The sequence below is a fragment of the Terrirubrum flagellatum genome (genome assembly GCF_022059845.1).
Lineage (GTDB): Bacteria > Pseudomonadota > Alphaproteobacteria > Rhizobiales > Beijerinckiaceae > Terrirubrum > Terrirubrum flagellatum.
In genome coordinates, this window is record NZ_CP091851.1 from 1,894,167 (window position 1) to 1,909,965 (window position 15,799).

Annotated in this window: 13 protein-coding genes; 4 read left to right on the plus strand and 9 right to left on the minus strand. The window is 63.0% G+C overall.

What is annotated here, in order from left to right; translation table 11 throughout:
• Positions 1-46: 46 nt before the first annotated feature.
• Both argS and L8F45_RS09205 read right to left on the minus strand, forming a co-directional pair.
• Complete coding sequence (gene argS, locus L8F45_RS09200) at positions 47-1,816, minus strand: arginine--tRNA ligase (RefSeq protein WP_342362577.1); 1,770 nt, start codon at positions 1,814-1,816, stop codon at positions 47-49.
• Between the two features lie 40 nt (positions 1,817-1,856).
• Positions 1,857-3,068, minus strand: coding sequence for a deoxyguanosinetriphosphate triphosphohydrolase (locus tag L8F45_RS09205; RefSeq protein ID WP_342363401.1), 1,212 nt, complete (start codon positions 3,066-3,068; stop codon positions 1,857-1,859).
• A 119-nt stretch (positions 3,069-3,187) separates the two neighbouring features.
• Here L8F45_RS09205 and erpA point away from each other — a divergent pair, with 119 nt between their 5' ends.
• The 3 genes from erpA to L8F45_RS09220 all read left to right on the plus strand — a co-directional run bounded on the left by erpA (position 3,188) and on the right by L8F45_RS09220 (position 6,545).
• Positions 3,188-3,520 (plus strand): iron-sulfur cluster insertion protein ErpA, encoded by a 333-nt coding sequence (gene erpA / locus L8F45_RS09210; protein WP_342362578.1) that lies wholly within the window; start codon positions 3,188-3,190, stop codon positions 3,518-3,520.
• Positions 3,521-3,650: 130 nt separating this feature from the next.
• Positions 3,651-4,544: a sugar kinase gene (locus tag L8F45_RS09215; protein ID WP_342363402.1), complete on the plus strand. Its 894-nt coding sequence runs from the start codon at positions 3,651-3,653 to the stop codon at positions 4,542-4,544.
• 189 nt (positions 4,545-4,733) lie between these two features.
• Positions 4,734-6,545, plus strand: a complete 1,812-nt coding sequence (locus L8F45_RS09220) for a hypothetical protein (RefSeq protein ID WP_342362579.1) — start codon at positions 4,734-4,736, stop codon at positions 6,543-6,545.
• A gap of 51 nt (positions 6,546-6,596) precedes the next feature.
• On the opposite strand, the gene L8F45_RS09225 is transcribed toward L8F45_RS09220, so the two are convergent.
• From L8F45_RS09225 to aspS, 3 genes are read right to left on the minus strand one after another with little or no spacing between them, the layout of a single operon-like run.
• The gene (locus L8F45_RS09225; protein ID WP_342362580.1) at positions 6,597-7,724 is read right to left on the minus strand and encodes a glycosyltransferase family 61 protein; all 1,128 of its coding nucleotides are present in this window, start codon (positions 7,722-7,724) and stop codon (positions 6,597-6,599) included.
• Between the two features lies 1 nt (position 7,725).
• Positions 7,726-8,469, minus strand: coding sequence for a glycosyltransferase (locus L8F45_RS09230; protein WP_342362581.1), 744 nt, complete (start codon positions 8,467-8,469; stop codon positions 7,726-7,728).
• Between the two features lie 17 nt (positions 8,470-8,486).
• Positions 8,487-10,256 (minus strand): aspartate--tRNA ligase, encoded by a 1,770-nt coding sequence (gene aspS / locus L8F45_RS09235; RefSeq protein WP_342362582.1) that lies wholly within the window; start codon positions 10,254-10,256, stop codon positions 8,487-8,489.
• A 173-nt stretch (positions 10,257-10,429) separates the two neighbouring features.
• On the opposite strand from aspS, the gene rnd reads away from it, so the two are divergent.
• On the plus strand, positions 10,430-11,596 hold the full coding sequence (gene rnd / locus L8F45_RS09240) for a ribonuclease D (protein ID WP_342362583.1): 1,167 nt from the start codon (positions 10,430-10,432) through the stop codon (positions 11,594-11,596).
• Here the strand turns inward: rnd and sugE are convergent.
• The 4 genes from sugE to nuoN are packed head-to-tail and all read right to left on the minus strand — an operon-like array spanning position 11,589 to position 15,794.
• The gene (gene sugE, locus L8F45_RS09245) at positions 11,589-11,903 is read right to left on the minus strand and encodes a quaternary ammonium compound efflux SMR transporter SugE (RefSeq protein WP_342362584.1); all 315 of its coding nucleotides are present in this window, start codon (positions 11,901-11,903) and stop codon (positions 11,589-11,591) included. The two genes, rnd and sugE, sit on opposite strands and share 8 nt — an antisense overlap.
• A 3-nt stretch (positions 11,904-11,906) precedes the next feature.
• Entirely contained in the window at positions 11,907-13,565 is a 1,659-nt protein-coding gene (locus L8F45_RS09250) for a ribonuclease J (RefSeq protein WP_342362585.1), read from the minus strand.
• A 20-nt stretch (positions 13,566-13,585) separates the two neighbouring features.
• Positions 13,586-14,365, minus strand: a complete 780-nt coding sequence (locus L8F45_RS09255; RefSeq protein ID WP_342362586.1) for a biotin--[acetyl-CoA-carboxylase] ligase — start codon at positions 14,363-14,365, stop codon at positions 13,586-13,588.
• Position 14,366: 1 nt separating this feature from the next.
• Entirely contained in the window at positions 14,367-15,794 is a 1,428-nt protein-coding gene (gene nuoN / locus L8F45_RS09260) for an NADH-quinone oxidoreductase subunit NuoN (protein ID WP_342362587.1), read from the minus strand.
• Positions 15,795-15,799: the final 5 nt, after the last annotated feature.

A 15,799-nucleotide genomic window follows, 5' to 3' on the forward strand; every position in this document is an offset into this window, starting at 1 on the left:
TCGACAGCTAGTCCGGCCGATGGCTCACATTCCCCGGCCAGCCTACCTATCGCATTTCTTCGGGCGCCGCGACTCCAAGGATCGCAAGTCCGGACGCCAGCACATCGCGCACGACCCGGACCAATACGAGTCTCGCTGCCGTCGAGTCTCGGCCGGTCTGGTTAACGAAACGCAAATGTGGGGCTTCTTTTCCCTTGTTCCAGAGTGCGTGGAACTGGCCAGCGAGTTCATGCAGGAAAAAAGCGATGCGATGCGGTTCATGAGCGGCGGCGGCCTGATCAACGATGCGCGGATATTGCGCGAGCCGCTTGATCAGATCGATCTCCGATTCATCATCGAGCCGCTCAAGCGGCGCGCCAGCGAGATCATCGAGCGTCAATTTCGTCTCGAACGCCGCGTCCGCCTGCTTGAACACGGAACAGCAACGCGCATGCGCGTATTGCACATAAAAGACGGGGTTTTCTTTCGATTGCTCGATCACCTTGGCGAGATCGAAATCAAGCGGCGCGTCATTCTTGCGGAACAGCATCATGAACCGCACCGCGTCGCGGCCGACTTCGTCGATCACTTCGCGCAGCGTCACGAAGTCGCCGGCGCGCTTCGACATTTTGACCGGTTCGCCATTGCGCATGAGCTTCACGAGCTGACAGAGCTTCACGTCGAGTTCAGCCTCGCCGCCGGTGATCGCTTTCACCGCCGCCTGCATGCGCTTGACGTAGCCGCCATGGTCGGCGCCCCAGACGTCGATCTGAAGGCGATGGCCGCGGAGGAATTTGGACCTGTGATAGGCGATATCCGAGGCGAAATAGGTGTAGCCGCCATCCGATTTCAGCAGCGGCCGATCGACATCGTCGCCGAACTGAGTCGCGCGGAACAGGGTCTGCTCGCGGTCCTCCCAATCCTCGATCGGCGCGCCCTTGGGCGGCGGCAGCCGCCCCTCATAGATCAGGCCCTTGGCGCGCAAATCCTCGATCGTTGCGCGCACGTCGTCGACGTTACGCCCGTCCTGCGGAACGGTTAGCGAGCGCTCGGAAAAGAACACGTCGTGCCTGACATTGAGCACGGCAAGATCCTCCCGGATCAGATTCATCATCGCGTCGATCGCGAAGCCGCGCACGGCAGGCAGCCAATTCGGCTCGGGCTCATCGAGCAACGAGCGGCCATACTTCTCAGCGAGCGCGGCGCCGACCGGCTTCAAATAGTCGCCGGGATAAAGCCCTTCCGGGATGTCGCCGATGTTTTCACCCAGCGCCTCGCGGTAGCGCAGATAGGCGGAGCGCGCGAGCACGTCGACCTGCGCGCCGGCGTCGTTGATGTAATATTCGCGCGTGACGTGCTCGCCGGAATAAGCGAGCAGATTGGCGAGAGCGTCGCCGAACACCGCGCCGCGACCGTGGCCGACATGCATCGGGCCGGTGGGATTTGCCGACACATATTCGACATTGACCGGCGGCGCGGCGGTGGTCGCCCGGCCGCCAAATGCGGTTCCGCTTTTCAGCGCCGCGCGCAGCACGTCATGAAACATAGCGGGCGCCAGCGTCAGGTTGAGGAAGCCAGGCCCTGCGATTGTCGTCGACTGGATCGCCGGATCGCCCTGCAGTTCAGCCGCGATCTTCTCCGCCAGAGCGCGCGGCGGCGTTCCCGCCTCCTTGGCGAAGGCCATCGCGGCGTTCGTGGCGATGTCGCCATGGCGCGGATCGCGCGGCGGCTCGACGGTGAACTTGCCGAGATCGAGCGTCGCCGGCAGTGCTCCCGCCGTCACAAGACGCTGCAGCGCCGCGCCAAGCTTCTCCTGCACGATTTCAAAGATATTCATGGGTTTTGCTGGTATTTCTCGCCGCAGGAAGTCCGGCGCGCTAACGCAGTTCAGGCGTATCGTCAAACAGTCGGCGATGCTCGATGAGCGCGTAACGGTCGGTCATCCCGGCGATGTAGTCGCAGGCGCGACGCGCAATCCGCGCCTCCGACGCGCCTTCTAGGCCCTGGCGCCATTCGCCCGGCATCAGCGTCGGGTCCTGCGTGAAGCGATCGAACAGATCGGCCACAACCCTGTCCGCGTCGCGCCGGATGCGCATGACTTCAGGGTGTCGATACATGGTCGCGTAGAGGAAGTTTTTGACGGCCTTCTCCGCCTCCGCCATGTCCGTGGAAAAAGCGGCCACAGGTCCTTCAGCCGTCCGGATGTCGTCGGCGGTTCGCGGCACCGAAGCCTCGACGTTGCGCGCGGTCTGCGATCCCAGATCTTCGACCATCAGGGTGATCACGCGCCTGACCAGCTCGTGAATGACGCGCGTGCGCTCGAGACCCGGCCGCCAGGCTTCGATTTCATCGAGCAACCTCGCCAGGAACGGCACCACGCGAAGGTCGCCGACGTCAAACAGCCCGGCCCTCAAGCCATCGTCGATGTCGTGAGCGTTGTAGGCGACGTCGTCCGCGAGCGCGGCGACCTGCGCTTCAAGTCCTGCGAATTGCGTTAGCCCCAGCGCTTGCTTTTCGTCATATTCCAGGACCGCCAGGGGAACGCCGTCTTTGGCGTAACGCGGCGTTGGCGATCCGCTTGCGGTCAGCAGCGGGCCGTTGTGCTTGACCAGCCCCTCAAGCGCCTCCCAGGTGAGGTTGAGACCGTCGAAATCGGCGTACCTGGCTTCGAGCCGCGTCACGATGCGCAGCGCCTGGGCGTTGTGATCGAAGCCGCCAAAGGCGGACATGCGCGCATGCAACACGTCTTCGCCGGTATGGCCGAAGGGCGTGTGGCCGAGATCATGGGCGAGCGCGATCGTTTCAGCGAGGTCTTCGTCGAGGCCGAGCGTTCGCGCCAGCGCCCGGGCGATCTGGGCGACCTCGATCGTATGGGTCAGCCGGGTGCGGTAGTGGTCGCCCTCGTGATGGACGAAAACCTGCGTCTTGTGCGCCAGGCGGCGGAAGGCGGTGGAATGGATGATCCGGTCCCGATCGCGCTGAAACGGCGTGCGGGTGGCCGAAGGCGGCTCCGGGATGAGCCGTCCGCGGCTTGTCGCGGGATCAGTGGCATAGGGCGCGCGCCAACGCTGCCCGGGCGCAGGCTTCACGTCGGTCACCTCTGGCCCCCATGGTTGCGATCGGCAGCAGTCGCGATTACCTCTGCTGGTGAGAAATACAAGCGGACCTTGGGCGGACGGATATTGAATCCGTCAGGCCGGAGAGAGCGATGACCACGACCTCTGTGACGATGACGGACCGCGCCGCCGCGCGCATTCGCAAGGTGCTCGGCAGCGAGCCGGAAGGCTCCATGCTGCGGGTCAGCGTGAATGGCGGCGGCTGCTCGGGCTTCCAATATGGCTTCTCCTTCGATCGGGAGCGTCAGGCGGACGATCTCGTGCTGGAGAACAACGGGGCGGTGGTGCTGATTGATCCGATTTCCCTGCCCTATATGGAAGGTTCGGTGCTGGACTTCGTCGACGATCTGATCGGCCAGGCTTTCAAGATCGAGAACCCGAACGCCACCTCTTCCTGCGGCTGCGGGACCAGCTTCTCCATCTGATCTTGGAGCGGACCGCGGCTCTCCCTCCCGCTGGGACGCGACGCGCGGGCCTTCAATTTGCATCCCCTGACGCAACCCGGCTACGGCATGTCCGAGCAGGATCAGGGAGCGCGAGTCGGCGAACATGGTGATGGACGCCCTCTTCATCGGTCAGACCTATATCGACGTCGTCTTTGTGACCGATCACATGCCTACGGGCGACGACAAGCATGTGGCGCAAGACTACTCGGTGTCGTTCGGCGGCAACGCCGTGACCGCGGCGTTCGCCTGCGCCAGGCTCGGGATCGCGCCTGACCTGCTGACGTCGCTCGCCGATGATTGGCTCGGCCGCATGTTCCTCGACATGGCGCGAAAATACGAGATTCCCGTCCACGGACGGAAGGTGAAGGAATCTTCGCTTTCCTTCGTGCTGCCGAAGGACGGCAAACGCGCCATCGTCCGCTGCCGCGATGACCGCTATCTCCACCCCTTCCCGGCGCTTCACCTGACCGGTTGCCGCGCTCTCCATCTCGACGGCCACCAGCCCGACGCCGCCATCCATTACGCCAGGGCCTGTCGGGAAGCGGGCGTGCTGACATCGCTCGACGGAGGCGGCCTGCGCGAGAACACGCAGGAGCTCCTGTCCTTCATCGATGTCGCTGTCGTGGCCGAACGCCTCTGTGAACAGATGAGCCTCAATCCGCTCGCCATGCTCGACCATCTCAAGGCCAAGGGCTGCAGGATCGGCGGCGTCACCATGGGCGAAAAGGGCATGCTCTGGTATGACGAAACGGGCGTCGTTCAGACGATGCCGGCGCTCGACATTCCGCAATCCCTGGTCATCGACACCAATGGCGCGGGCGACGTGTTTCACGGCGCCTATGTCTATTCGTATCTGAGCGATCCGAGCGCCGAATGGCGTCATCATTTCGCGTTCGCGCGCGGCGCCTCGACCCACAAGATTCAGAAGCTCGGCAATGAAGCCGGGCTGCCGACGCGCGCGGATATCGAGCGCACGATACAGACGTTTCCAATTCGCGTCTGACTATCTGCTTTCACGACACCAACGTTGCAAAGTCGCTGCAAGAGCGTCTTGCTTTTGTCGCGCTGACGCCGGACGCTGACTTATCGATTGATTAACTCGCGATGCGTCATGTGCGCTGCCGCACACAAACATCGCGTGCGCTAAGTCACCGACAGAATATCCGACCGCCCGGCTCGTTTGGAGGCCTTCATGCAGTTTCGACCCGCTCGCGCTCCGCGCCTTCTTCCGCGACTTGTCGCGGCGCTCATGATCGGCACGGCGCTGGCCGGCGCCCCCGCCGCATTCGCTCCGGCGCAGGCCCAGACCGTCGCGGTCGAAAATCTCACCTTCGGTCCGAAGGAGATGTCGGTCGCGATTCCGAAGATCGAAGTCGACGGCTCGACCCTCACTCAGGGCGAACTTGCGACCCTGTTCCAGTTCAAGGACATCAAGTCGATCGCCGACACGCTCGGCCGCTTCAATGCGCGCTCCATGCGCATCCCGGAAATTCGCGTCGAACAGAACATCGCGGCCGGCGGCAAGACCACGAAGCAAACGATCGTCTACCGTGATCTGACCTTCAACGATGTCCAGGGCGGCAAGGCGAAGACGGTCGCGCTCGCAGGCGGCTCCATGGCGATGGAAGACGCGGTCCTTGGCAAGAGCACCGGCACGGTCGGCCGCATGTCGATGGAGGACATGGACTTCACCGGCATGGTCCGATTCATGATCGACAAGGCTGTTGGCGGCGAAGCCCCGAAGACGCTTTATCGCAACGGCTCTTTCGACGGCATGTCGATGAAGGGCGACAAGTTCGAGTTCAGCCTCGGCAAAATGACCTTCGGCGAGTTCCGCGCGCGGCCGATGAAGACGCCGATGATCGAGTTCCTCGCGCTGGCGCAGGACATGGAGAAAAACAAGGGTCAGCCGCCGGATCCCGCCACCATGAAGCGCCTGATCGACTTCATGATGGACCTGCTTGATGCGTTCGAGTCGACGCCGGCGACCATGGAGAACATGAAGATCGCTGCGCCTGACGACAAGGGCCGCCAGGTCAATATCGCCATGGGCAAGCTGACGATGGGCGGCTTCGGCAAGCGCCGCTATCCCAGCATCCTTGTCGAGAATATGGAGATCAAGGCCGCGGACGGCTTCGTCAATCTCGGCACCTTCAACTTCAAGGGCATCGATTTCGGGCCGACTTTCGCCGGACTGCAGGAAGCGGGAACCGCGCCGCTCGAGCAGTGGGCGCAGGCCAACTGGCGCAAGCTGATCCCGAGCTTCGATGGCGTCGCGTTCGGCAATGTCAACATCGACGTGCCTGACGACAAGAACAAGGGCCAGCGCATCAAGGCCAAGCTTGGCAATTATGACCTGACGCTCGCCTCCTATGTTCAGGGCATTCCCACGAACATCTCGACGCAGATGCGCAACTTCGTCTTCGAGATTCCGGCGAATACGAAGGATGACGGCCTGCTGCAGATCGTGGCGCTCGGATACAAGGCGATTGACGCGTCCGCTGGCCTGCAGGCGAAGTGGAACGAGCAGACGAAGACGATTTCGATCGACAACCTGTCAGCACAAGGCGCGGGCATGGGCGCGGTCAACGTCAAGGGGACGATCGGGAACGCGATCAAGGAGCTGTTCACCGGCGATCCCACGATGATGCAGGTGGCGGCGCTCGGCCTGACGGCGAAGGATCTCGAGATCAAGGTCGACAACGCCGGCCTGCTTGAGAAACTGATCGCGCGTGAAGCGCAGAAGCAAGGCAAGAAGCCCGACGATTTCCGTCGCGACATGGGCGCCATGGCGAACGTCATCATTCCGGGAATGATGGGCGGCGGCGAAGCCGCGCAGACAGTCGCGAATGCGGTGTCGGCGTTCCTCGCCAAGCCTGGCAGTCTGCTGCTGGCCGCGAAAGCGAAGGATCCTGCGGGCATCAGCATCGGTGAGGCTGCGATGGCGTCGAACAATCCGCTGTCGCTGCTGCCGAAGCTGGCGATCTCGGCGAAAGCGAACTGAAATTCACGATCGCAATCAAAAGAGCCGGGCGCATCGCCCGGCTCTTTTGATTCAGGCGCTGGCGCGCAGCGCCTTGTCGACGATCTCGATCACGACGCCAATGTCAGCTTCGGCGGATGATTTGAGCGGCTGACCAATGTCGCCTCTGTTGTCGACCATGTGATGGTCATAGCCGAGTGCGACGCTGAGATAGGCCATGTCAAGCGTATGCATGCTTGGATTGACAAGCTCGACGACCGTCAGCGGCCTCCCCTGTCGCCAGAGGATGTTGGCCAAACCCGCGCCGTGCGGCGCCACGATAAATTCGGCGCGCGCGAATGTCGCGATCTGCGTTGCGAGATCATGCTCCTGCGCATCGAAGAAGATAAAGTTCCGCTTCACGAGCGCGCCAAACAACTCCTCTTCATTGCGCAGTCGCCGCGCATTCTTCGCTTTCGGTCCCCGCGCGAGATAAAGCCGGACGCCGGGCGTTGAAGGCAATTTGTCGGCGCCGAAGCGCCTGGCGAGCGTGAGGAGATCATAGGCGTTCGGTTCACCAGGTGACGGAACCCAGGCGACCTCCCCGCCGATCCTCGCCGAAGCGGTCTGGACGACGAGCTTGTGCTTTCCGAACACGCCCATGCGCTGCGCGTCCTGGAAGAAGCGTTGGCGCGTCAATGTTTCGCTGATCACGAGCGGCGCCGCGTCGGGCCCATAGCGCTCGATCAGATCGAGCTTTCCCATTGTATCATAGAGGAAGTGGAAATAATTGTTGTCGAAGGCGCCGATGAAGCTCGCAAATTCCTGAAGTCGCCGGTTCGGCTCGCGAAAATAACTGGAAAATCGCGGCTCGCGCTCGCGACCGACGCCGTCCGATGAACCCCAGATCATGCGATTGCTTTTGCAGAGCTGGCGCGCATTCGGGTCGAGCAGCAGCCGGCCCTCGAAACGCATCACCTTTTTCATCCGCGTCTTGCGATCAGAGCCGATCCGGCTGGCGATGCCGGGATAGCGTGAGACGGAAAGCCCATCCCATCGCGAAAAGGCGGGCTCCTCAAAGACCACGGTCCCCGCGGTCGCGGCGTCGAGGCTCGGCAGGCTTTGAAAGAAGGACTTGCGGTAAGCCCTCAATTTTTCATGAAGCGCGTCGCGACCGGGATAATTTTTCAACCGCTCGCGGATCAATTCGATCTGGCGCAAATCAGCCTCTTGGCGCGAGCCGTTTGCGGATCGAGCGCACCCATTTCTCGGCGAAATTCCGCGGCCGCAGCGGCTGGAACGGGTCCGGCACATGGCGGTCGTCGCCAATATGATGTCCGACCGGCGGCCAAAGCAGAGCGATCTTCTTTCCCTCCTGCTTCATCACGCCGCTCAGCTTCTCCTCGGTCTCGTATTTCGCGAAGGGGCCGACGGCGCGCCAGAGATCCATGCGCGCGATCGACGGATTAAACGAGTAGGAAAACCAAAGCGGATGCGCGTCGGGCTTGAAATATTTGTATTCGAGCCCGTCGGAACTCATCATGCGAACGCTGCGTTCATAGTGCGCAGCATATTCGCGATGGGCGAGCAAAGCCGCCGTCACATCGGGATTTGATTCCAGCATGCGCACGATGCGCTCGAGTTCGATGGGGCTGGTGAACTCCCAATCGTCCTCGAGATGGATCACGTAGGGCGTCGAGATCGTCCCATAAAGCCTGTCGATCGACCGCAATTGTCCGAGCTTGGGATCATTGATGCGCATCTCGACGCGTGGCCGCTTCGCTGCGAAAGCGCGCGCGCCGGCGCGATCCGCGGAATCTTCGGCGATGATGATGCGCTCCGCCGCAAAACATCGCTCGAAGGAGTCGATCGTCTTCGCAAGCAGATCAAAACGACCGCAGCTCGTGACCACGACCGTGAAGAGCGCGGGATCGACGCGATAGGGCGCGGCGGGCGTCTCGCTCATGCGTCGCGCGCTCCCGATCAACTCGGCAGGTTGGGCCTGATATGCAACTCGCGAAGCTGCTTCATCGTCGCTTCGGACGGAGCGCCCATGAGCAGGTCGACCGCCTGCTGATTCATTGGGAACAATGCGACCTCGCGCAGATTGGTCGCGCCCGCCAGCAGCATCACGATGCGATCGATGCCGGCCGCCATGCCGCCATGGGGCGGCGCGCCATACTGGAACGCGCGATACATGCCGCCGAAGCGTTCGACCACCGTCTGCTCGCTGTAGCCGGCCAGTTCGAACGCCTTCACCATCGCTTCGGGCTTGTGATTGCGGATGCCGCCCGACGCGAGTTCATAGCCGTTGCACGCGATGTCGTACTGGAACGCCTTGATCGTCAGCGGCTCCTGCGAGGTCAGCGCGTCGAGGCCGCCTTGCGGCATCGAGAACGGGTTGTGCGAGAAGTCGAGCTTCTTCTCCTCGTCGCTCCACTCATACATCGGGAAGTCGACGATCCATGCGAGTTCGTAGGCGTTTTCGTCGACGAGCTTCAGCTCGGTTCCGACCTGCGTGCGCGCAAGGCCGGCGAACTTGACGAACTTTTCCGGTTGGCCCGCGACAAAAAAGGCCGCATCGCCAGCCTTGAGACCAAGTTGAGCGCAGATCGCGGCGGTTCGCTCCGGACCGATGTTGTTCGCGATCGGGCCCGCGCCCTCTCCGCCTTCACGCCACATGATGTAGCCGAGGCCGGGCTGTCCCTCGCCTTGCGCCCAGGAATTCATGCGATCGCAGAAGGCGCGCGAGCCGCCGCCCGGCGCAGGGATCGCCCACACCTCCGATTTAGCATCTTCGAGGATGCGCGCGAACACCTTGAAGCCCGATCCGCGGAAATGTTCGGAGACGTTCTGCATCACGAGCGGGTTGCGCAGGTCCGGCTTGTCGGAGCCGTATTTGCGCATGGCGTCCGCGTAGGGAATGCGCGGCCAGTTCCTGGTGACCTTCTTGCCGTCGCCGAATTCCTCAAACACGCCAGAAATCACAGGCTCCATGGCGGCGAAGACATCCTGTTGCTCGACGAAACTCATCTCGACGTCGAGCTGATAGAATTCGCCCGGCAGACGGTCGGCGCGCGGGTCCTCGTCACGGAAGCAGGGCGCGATCTGGAAGTAGCGATCGAAGCCCGCCATCATGATGAGCTGCTTGTACTGCTGTGGCGCCTGCGGCAACGCGTAGAATTTGCCGGGATGGATGCGGCTCGGCACGAGGAAGTCGCGCGCGCCTTCCGGCGACGACGCCGTGAGGATCGGCGTCTGAAACTCGAAGAAGCCGCCATCTTTCATGCGACGCCGGATGGAATCGATGATCCGCCCCCGCAGCATGATGTTGGCGTGCAGCTTCTCGCGCCTGAGATCGAGGAAGCGGTAACGGAGGCGCGTGTCCTCGGGATAGGCCTGGTCGCCGAACACCTGCAGCGGGAGTTCGCCGGCGGCGCCCAATACCTCGAGCTCGGTCGCGAACACTTCGATGGCTCCGGTCGGCAGTTCGGAATTCTCGGTTCCTTCCGGCCGACGGCGGACCTTGCCGTCGATGCGAATCACCCACTCTGAGCGCACCGTCTCTGCAAGCTTGAAGGCTGCGGAGTCATTGTCGATCACCACCTGCGTCACGCCGTAATGGTCGCGCAGATCGATGAAGAGCACGCCGCCATGGTCGCGGATGCGATGGCACCAACCGGAGAGACGAGCGATGTCGCCGATGTTTTCCGCGCGCAGAGCGCCGCAGGTGTGGGAGCGGTAACGATGCATCTCAGGGCAACCTTGAATCGGCGCGGAAAGGCGCATGGGGCGCCGTTGCTGTCAAGGATCGGCGCGCGGTCTGCAGCGACGCTATGACCGGGCGAAACCCTGAAAATTAAGGCGCCACAGCCTCAATTTGGCCGATTGGCCGTGCCCGCGCGCTGCGCTATCAGCAGAGCAGCATGAATCTGATCACTACGACCGCGGACCTTTCGGCCCTTTGCCAGCGCCTAGCAGGCTATCCTTTCGTCACCGTCGACACCGAATTCCTGCGGGAGACGACCTATTATCCCAAGCTCTGCCTGATCCAGCTCGCAGGTCCGGCAGAAGCGGCCATCATTGATCCGCTAGCGCCTGAGCTCGATCTCGCCCCGTTCTTCGGGCTGATGCGTGAACCCGGCGTCGTGAAGGTTTTTCACGCAGCCCGACAAGACCTTGAAATCATTTGGAATCTTGGACGGCTGGTGCCCAGCCCGCTCTTCGATTCCCAAGTGGCGGCCATGGTGTGCGGTTACGGCGACTCGGTCTCCTACGAGCAACTCGCCAACGACTTCGCCAAGGCGCGGATCGACAAATCGTCCCGCTTCACGGACTGGTCGCGCCGGCCGCTGACCAATCAGCAGCTCCATTATGCCGAGTCCGACGTCACCCATTTGCGCGCCGTCTATCTCGCGCTCAAGCAGCAGGTCGAGGAGCACGGGCGCGCGGACTGGCTCGCCGACGAAATGGCGATTCTCTCGGCGCCCTCGACCTATGAGATGAAGCCCGAGGAAGCCTGGCAGAGGCTCAAGGGGCGCATCCGCAAGCCGCGTGAACTTGCCGTCTTGATGGAAGTCGCCGCTTGGCGGGAAACCGAGGCGCAGACGCGCGATGTGCCTCGCTCACGCGTGCTCAAGGACGACGCGCTGAGCGATCTTGCCGTTCGCGCGCCCAAGACGCTGGAAGCGATGGCGGATCTGCGGTCGCTGCCGAAGGGGTTCGAGCGGTCGCGCGCCGGCGCCGAGCTTCTGGAAGCGGTCAAGCGGGGCCTTGATCGCGATCCCAAATCCCTGCCGATGCTGGAGCGGCCCCGCGCTCGGAACGGCTCCGGCGGCACTGTCGACCTGCTCAAAGTGCTTCTGAAGGTGATCGCCGATCAGGCGCGGGTCGCACCAAAGATCATTGCGACAGTGGACGAACTCGACGATCTCGCCTCCGACGACAATGCCGACGTCGCCTGCATGAAGGGTTGGCGGCGCGAATTGTTTGGCGACAAGGCGCTGGCCCTCAAGCACGGCCATGTCGCGCTGTCGCTGCACAATGGCGACGTCGTCGCACGGGAGCTTGCTCCGGCGGCGCCCGTCAGCTGAACAGCTTCAGGCCAATGATGCCGGCGAAGATCAGCGCGATGCTGACCAGCCGCGCCGCCGTCGCAGGTTCACCAAAGAGATAGACGCCGAGACAGGCCGTCCCAATCGCGCCGACGCCCGTCCAGACGGCATAGGCTGTTCCGACCGGCAGCTCTCGCATCGCCAGCGCCAGCAAGCCGACGCTGATACCCATGCTGGCGAGCGTGAACGCGGAAGGCATGAGGCGCGTGAAGCCGTCGGTGTATTTCAGCCCGATGGCCCAGCCGACCTCGAACAGGCCGGCGACAAGCAGGATCGTCCAGGCCAAGCCTCAGACTTCCAGAACCAGAACGTGGCAGACGGGCTTCTTGCCCCAGGCCTGGTTGACCGCGCCCCGCACGGCGCGCTCCACCGCCTTCTCGACAGTCTCGGCGCTCCGTCGCCGCTGGCGCGGCAATCCCTCCAGCGTCTGGTCGACGACATCACCGACGAGATCGACCATGTCGACGCCGTTCTTCGAGCGCGGCGGCAGTCCCATCAGCGCGATCTCCGGCTCGGTGACGACCTCGCCCTTGCCGCTGATCGCGATCGCGATCGTGACGATGCCGACGAAGGAAAGCTTGCGGCGTTCACCGATCGTGGGGTCGGCGACGTCGATAAGGAGCTCGCCATCCTTCAACCGGCGACCGGCGCGGACGTGGTCGATGATCTCGGCCTTACCAGGCGCCAGCCGGACCATCGCGCCATTGAAGGCGCGCACCACGTTCGGCACGCCCTGTGCTTTCGCGAAAGCCGCATGCTCGGTGAGATGCAGCGCCTCGCCATGGGCGGGAATGGCGATCTGCGGCCGCACCCATTCATACATCCGCTTCAGCTCATCGCGCCTGGGATGGCCCGAGACATGAACGAGGTGCGTGCGGTCAGTGATCACCTCGACATCGTTCTTCACGAGTTCGTTGATGATGCGATTGACGCCCTTCTCATTGCCGGGGATCGCTCGCGACGAGAAGATCACGCGGTCGCCTCCCGCGAGCGAGAGATCGGGATGATCGCCGAACGCAATGCGCGCCATCGCGGCGCGCGGCTCGCCCTGGCTTCCCGTCAGCAATGCGACCACCTTGTTGCGCGGCAGGCGCTGCGCCGCGTCCGCGCCGAGAAACGGCTTCAACCCATCGAGAAGGCCCAGCTCACGCGAGACCTCGACGACGCGATCCATGGCGCGGCCGACGACGCAGACCTGACGTCCCGCGGCTTCAGCCGCCTCCGCGACGGCGCGCATGCGCGCGACATTCGATGCGAAAGTCGTCACGGCGACGCGGTTCTTTGAATTCTGGATGATGTCGCGCAGCGAGCGCGCGACGTCGGACTCGCTCGGGCTGATCCCGTCGCGGACGACATTGGTGGAGTCGCAGATCAGAGCGAGCACGCCTTCGTCGCCGAGGGCGCGCAATCTCGTTTCATCCGTGGGTTGGCCGACGATCGGCGTCTCGTCGATTTTCCAGTCGCCCGTGTGAACGATGGTTCCGAGGGACGTCTTCAGCGCAAGCGCATTCGACTCAGGAATCGAATGCGCGACATTGATGAACTCGCAGGAGAATGGCCCGAGATTGAAAGGCTTCCCCGGCGCCACGCGCGTAATCGGCAGCTTCGGCGCGTTCGGCTCATTGAGCTTGCGAATTTCCAGCAGGTTCGCGGCGAACTTCGTCGCGTAGATCGGCGCGTGCAAACGCGGCCAGAGATCAACCACAGCGCCGATATGGTCCTCGTGCGCGTGGGTGATGACGATCCCGAGTAGATTCTTGCGCTCTTCCTCGATGAAGGAGAGGTCGGGAAGCACTAGATCGACGCCGGGAAGGTCGTCGCCGGCGAAGCTCACGCCGCAGTCGACGAGAATCCATTTCTTGCGTCCCTGCGGTCCAAAACCATAGAGCGCGGCGTTCATGCCGATTTCGCCGAGACCGCCGAGCGGCGCGAAGACCAGTTCGTCCATTGCCCTTCCTGTTGACGCGCTCACGCCGCTTGCGATCGCAGCGCGACGTCGCCGGCATGGATTACTTCGGTCCCCTCCGCGGTATCAAGGACCAGACGGCCTTCGCGATCAATCTCCCGGAAGACGCCGCGAACAATTTTGCCGTCCTGCGTGACCGAAATCGTTTCATTCAACCCTGCGGCCGACGACGACCAGTCCTTGCGTGTCTTCTCGAAATCGTCGCCGCGTCGCCATTGATCCAGTCGCGAGACCATCGAGTCGGAAAAGCGTTCGATCAGCGCCGATGGCTCGACGCGATAACCAAGCGCCTCAAGATCGGTTGTGGGATAAGCAACGCCTTCAGGATGGGTCGCGAGATTGACGCCAATGCCGATCGAGATAGCGTAGCGCGCGGCTGGCGTCCACGCGCCTTCGAGCAGGACGCCCGCGAGTTTTGCGCCATCGATGAGCGCGTCATTGGGCCACTTCAGGCGAAGGCGATCGCCAAGGCCCGTCAGGTCCCCCAACGCGTCGCGCAGCGCGAGGCCCGTCACGAAGCCAAGCTGCGGCCCCTTCGCGACCGGACAGGGATCGACGAGCAACAGCGTGGCGTAGAGATTTCCGCGCTCGGACACCCAGACGCGGCCGTTCCGTCCTCGTCCACCCTCTTGCCTGTCGGCGACGATCCAGACCTGACCGGCGTCGCCGGAACGGACAAGGTTCGCCGCCTCGTCCATCGTTGAACGAACAGTCTCGTGGCGGATCAGCCGAAAGCCCGCAGCGATCGCGCGAGGTCCGAGACCCGCCGAGGCTTCGCCCACGTCAGAACAGCGACTTCGCCGCGGCCGCGGCCGCATTGAACAGCGTGGCCGGCGCAATCGAGAGCAACGCGACGAACAGGGTGCAGACGAATACGACGCCGCCGACCACGCCGCGCCCCTCGTCGAAGGTCGGTTTCGGCTCATCGAAATACATCAGCTTGACGATGCGCAGATAGTAGTAGGCGCCGACGACGCTGGTCACGACGCCGACGACAGCCAGCGTAAACAGCTTCGCGTTGATGGCGGCGGAGAAGACGTAGAATTTCGCCCAGAAGCCCGCCAGCGGCGGGATGCCAGCGAGCGAGAACATCATCGCCGCCAGCGCAAAGGCCATCAGCGGATTGGTGCGGGAAAGCCCGGCGAGATCCTCGATCGTCTCCACCGCCTGTCCGGCGCGGCGCATCATCAGCACGCAGCCGAAGGAGCCGAGCGTCGTCACCATATAGATCGCCATATAGGTGATCACGCCCTGCACGCCGTCCGCTGTGCCTGCTGCGAGGCCGACGAGCGCATAGCCCATGTTTGCAATCGAGGAATAGGCGAGCAGCCGCTTGATATTCGTCTGACCGATCGCGGCGAAAGCGCCGAGCGCCATGGAAGCGATCGAGACGAAAACAATCACCTGCTGCCACTGCGGCAGCATGGTCGGAAACGCCGTCACGACGAGCCGCACCAGCATGCCCATCGCCGCCATCTTCGGAGCTGCCGCGAAAAAGGCCGCGACCGGCGTCGGCGCCCCCTCATAGACATCTGGCGTCCACATATGGAACGGCACCGCCGAAATCTTGAAGCAGAGGCCGGCAAGAATGAAGACGAGGCCAACGACGACACCGGTCGAGCCGCCATGCTGCACCGCGGTCGCGATGGCGTTGAAAGTGGTCGCGCCAGAGAAGCCATACACGAGCGATGCGCCATAGAGCAGCATGCCTGACGAGAGCGCGCCGAGGACGAAATATTTGAGGCCGGCTTCAGTTGCCTTGCCGTCATCGCGATGGATCGCGGCCACGACATAGAGCGAGAGCGACTGCAATTCGAGGCCTATATAAAGCGCGATCAGATCGTTGGCCGAAATCATCATCATCATGCCAAGCGTCGCCAGCAGCACGAGCAGCGAGAACTCGTAGCGCTCGACCTTCGACTGATCTAGCCATTCAAACGACATCAAAAGCGCCGCCGCGGAACCGACAAGAGTGAACACCTTCATCAGCTTGGCGAAACTGTCGGCGATGAACACGCCGTCGAAGGTCGTCTTGCCCGGCGCCGCGAAATGCACGAGGCCCAACACCACGATCAGCAGGCCGACCGAAAAAGCCTGGATCAGGCGGCGCGCGGCGTCGCCCTGCACCGCGCCGATCAGCACAAGCGCGAGCGTTCCAATGGCAAGGACGATCTCAGGGAGCGCCGGCGCGAAAGAAGGAAGCGACGTCATCTGGG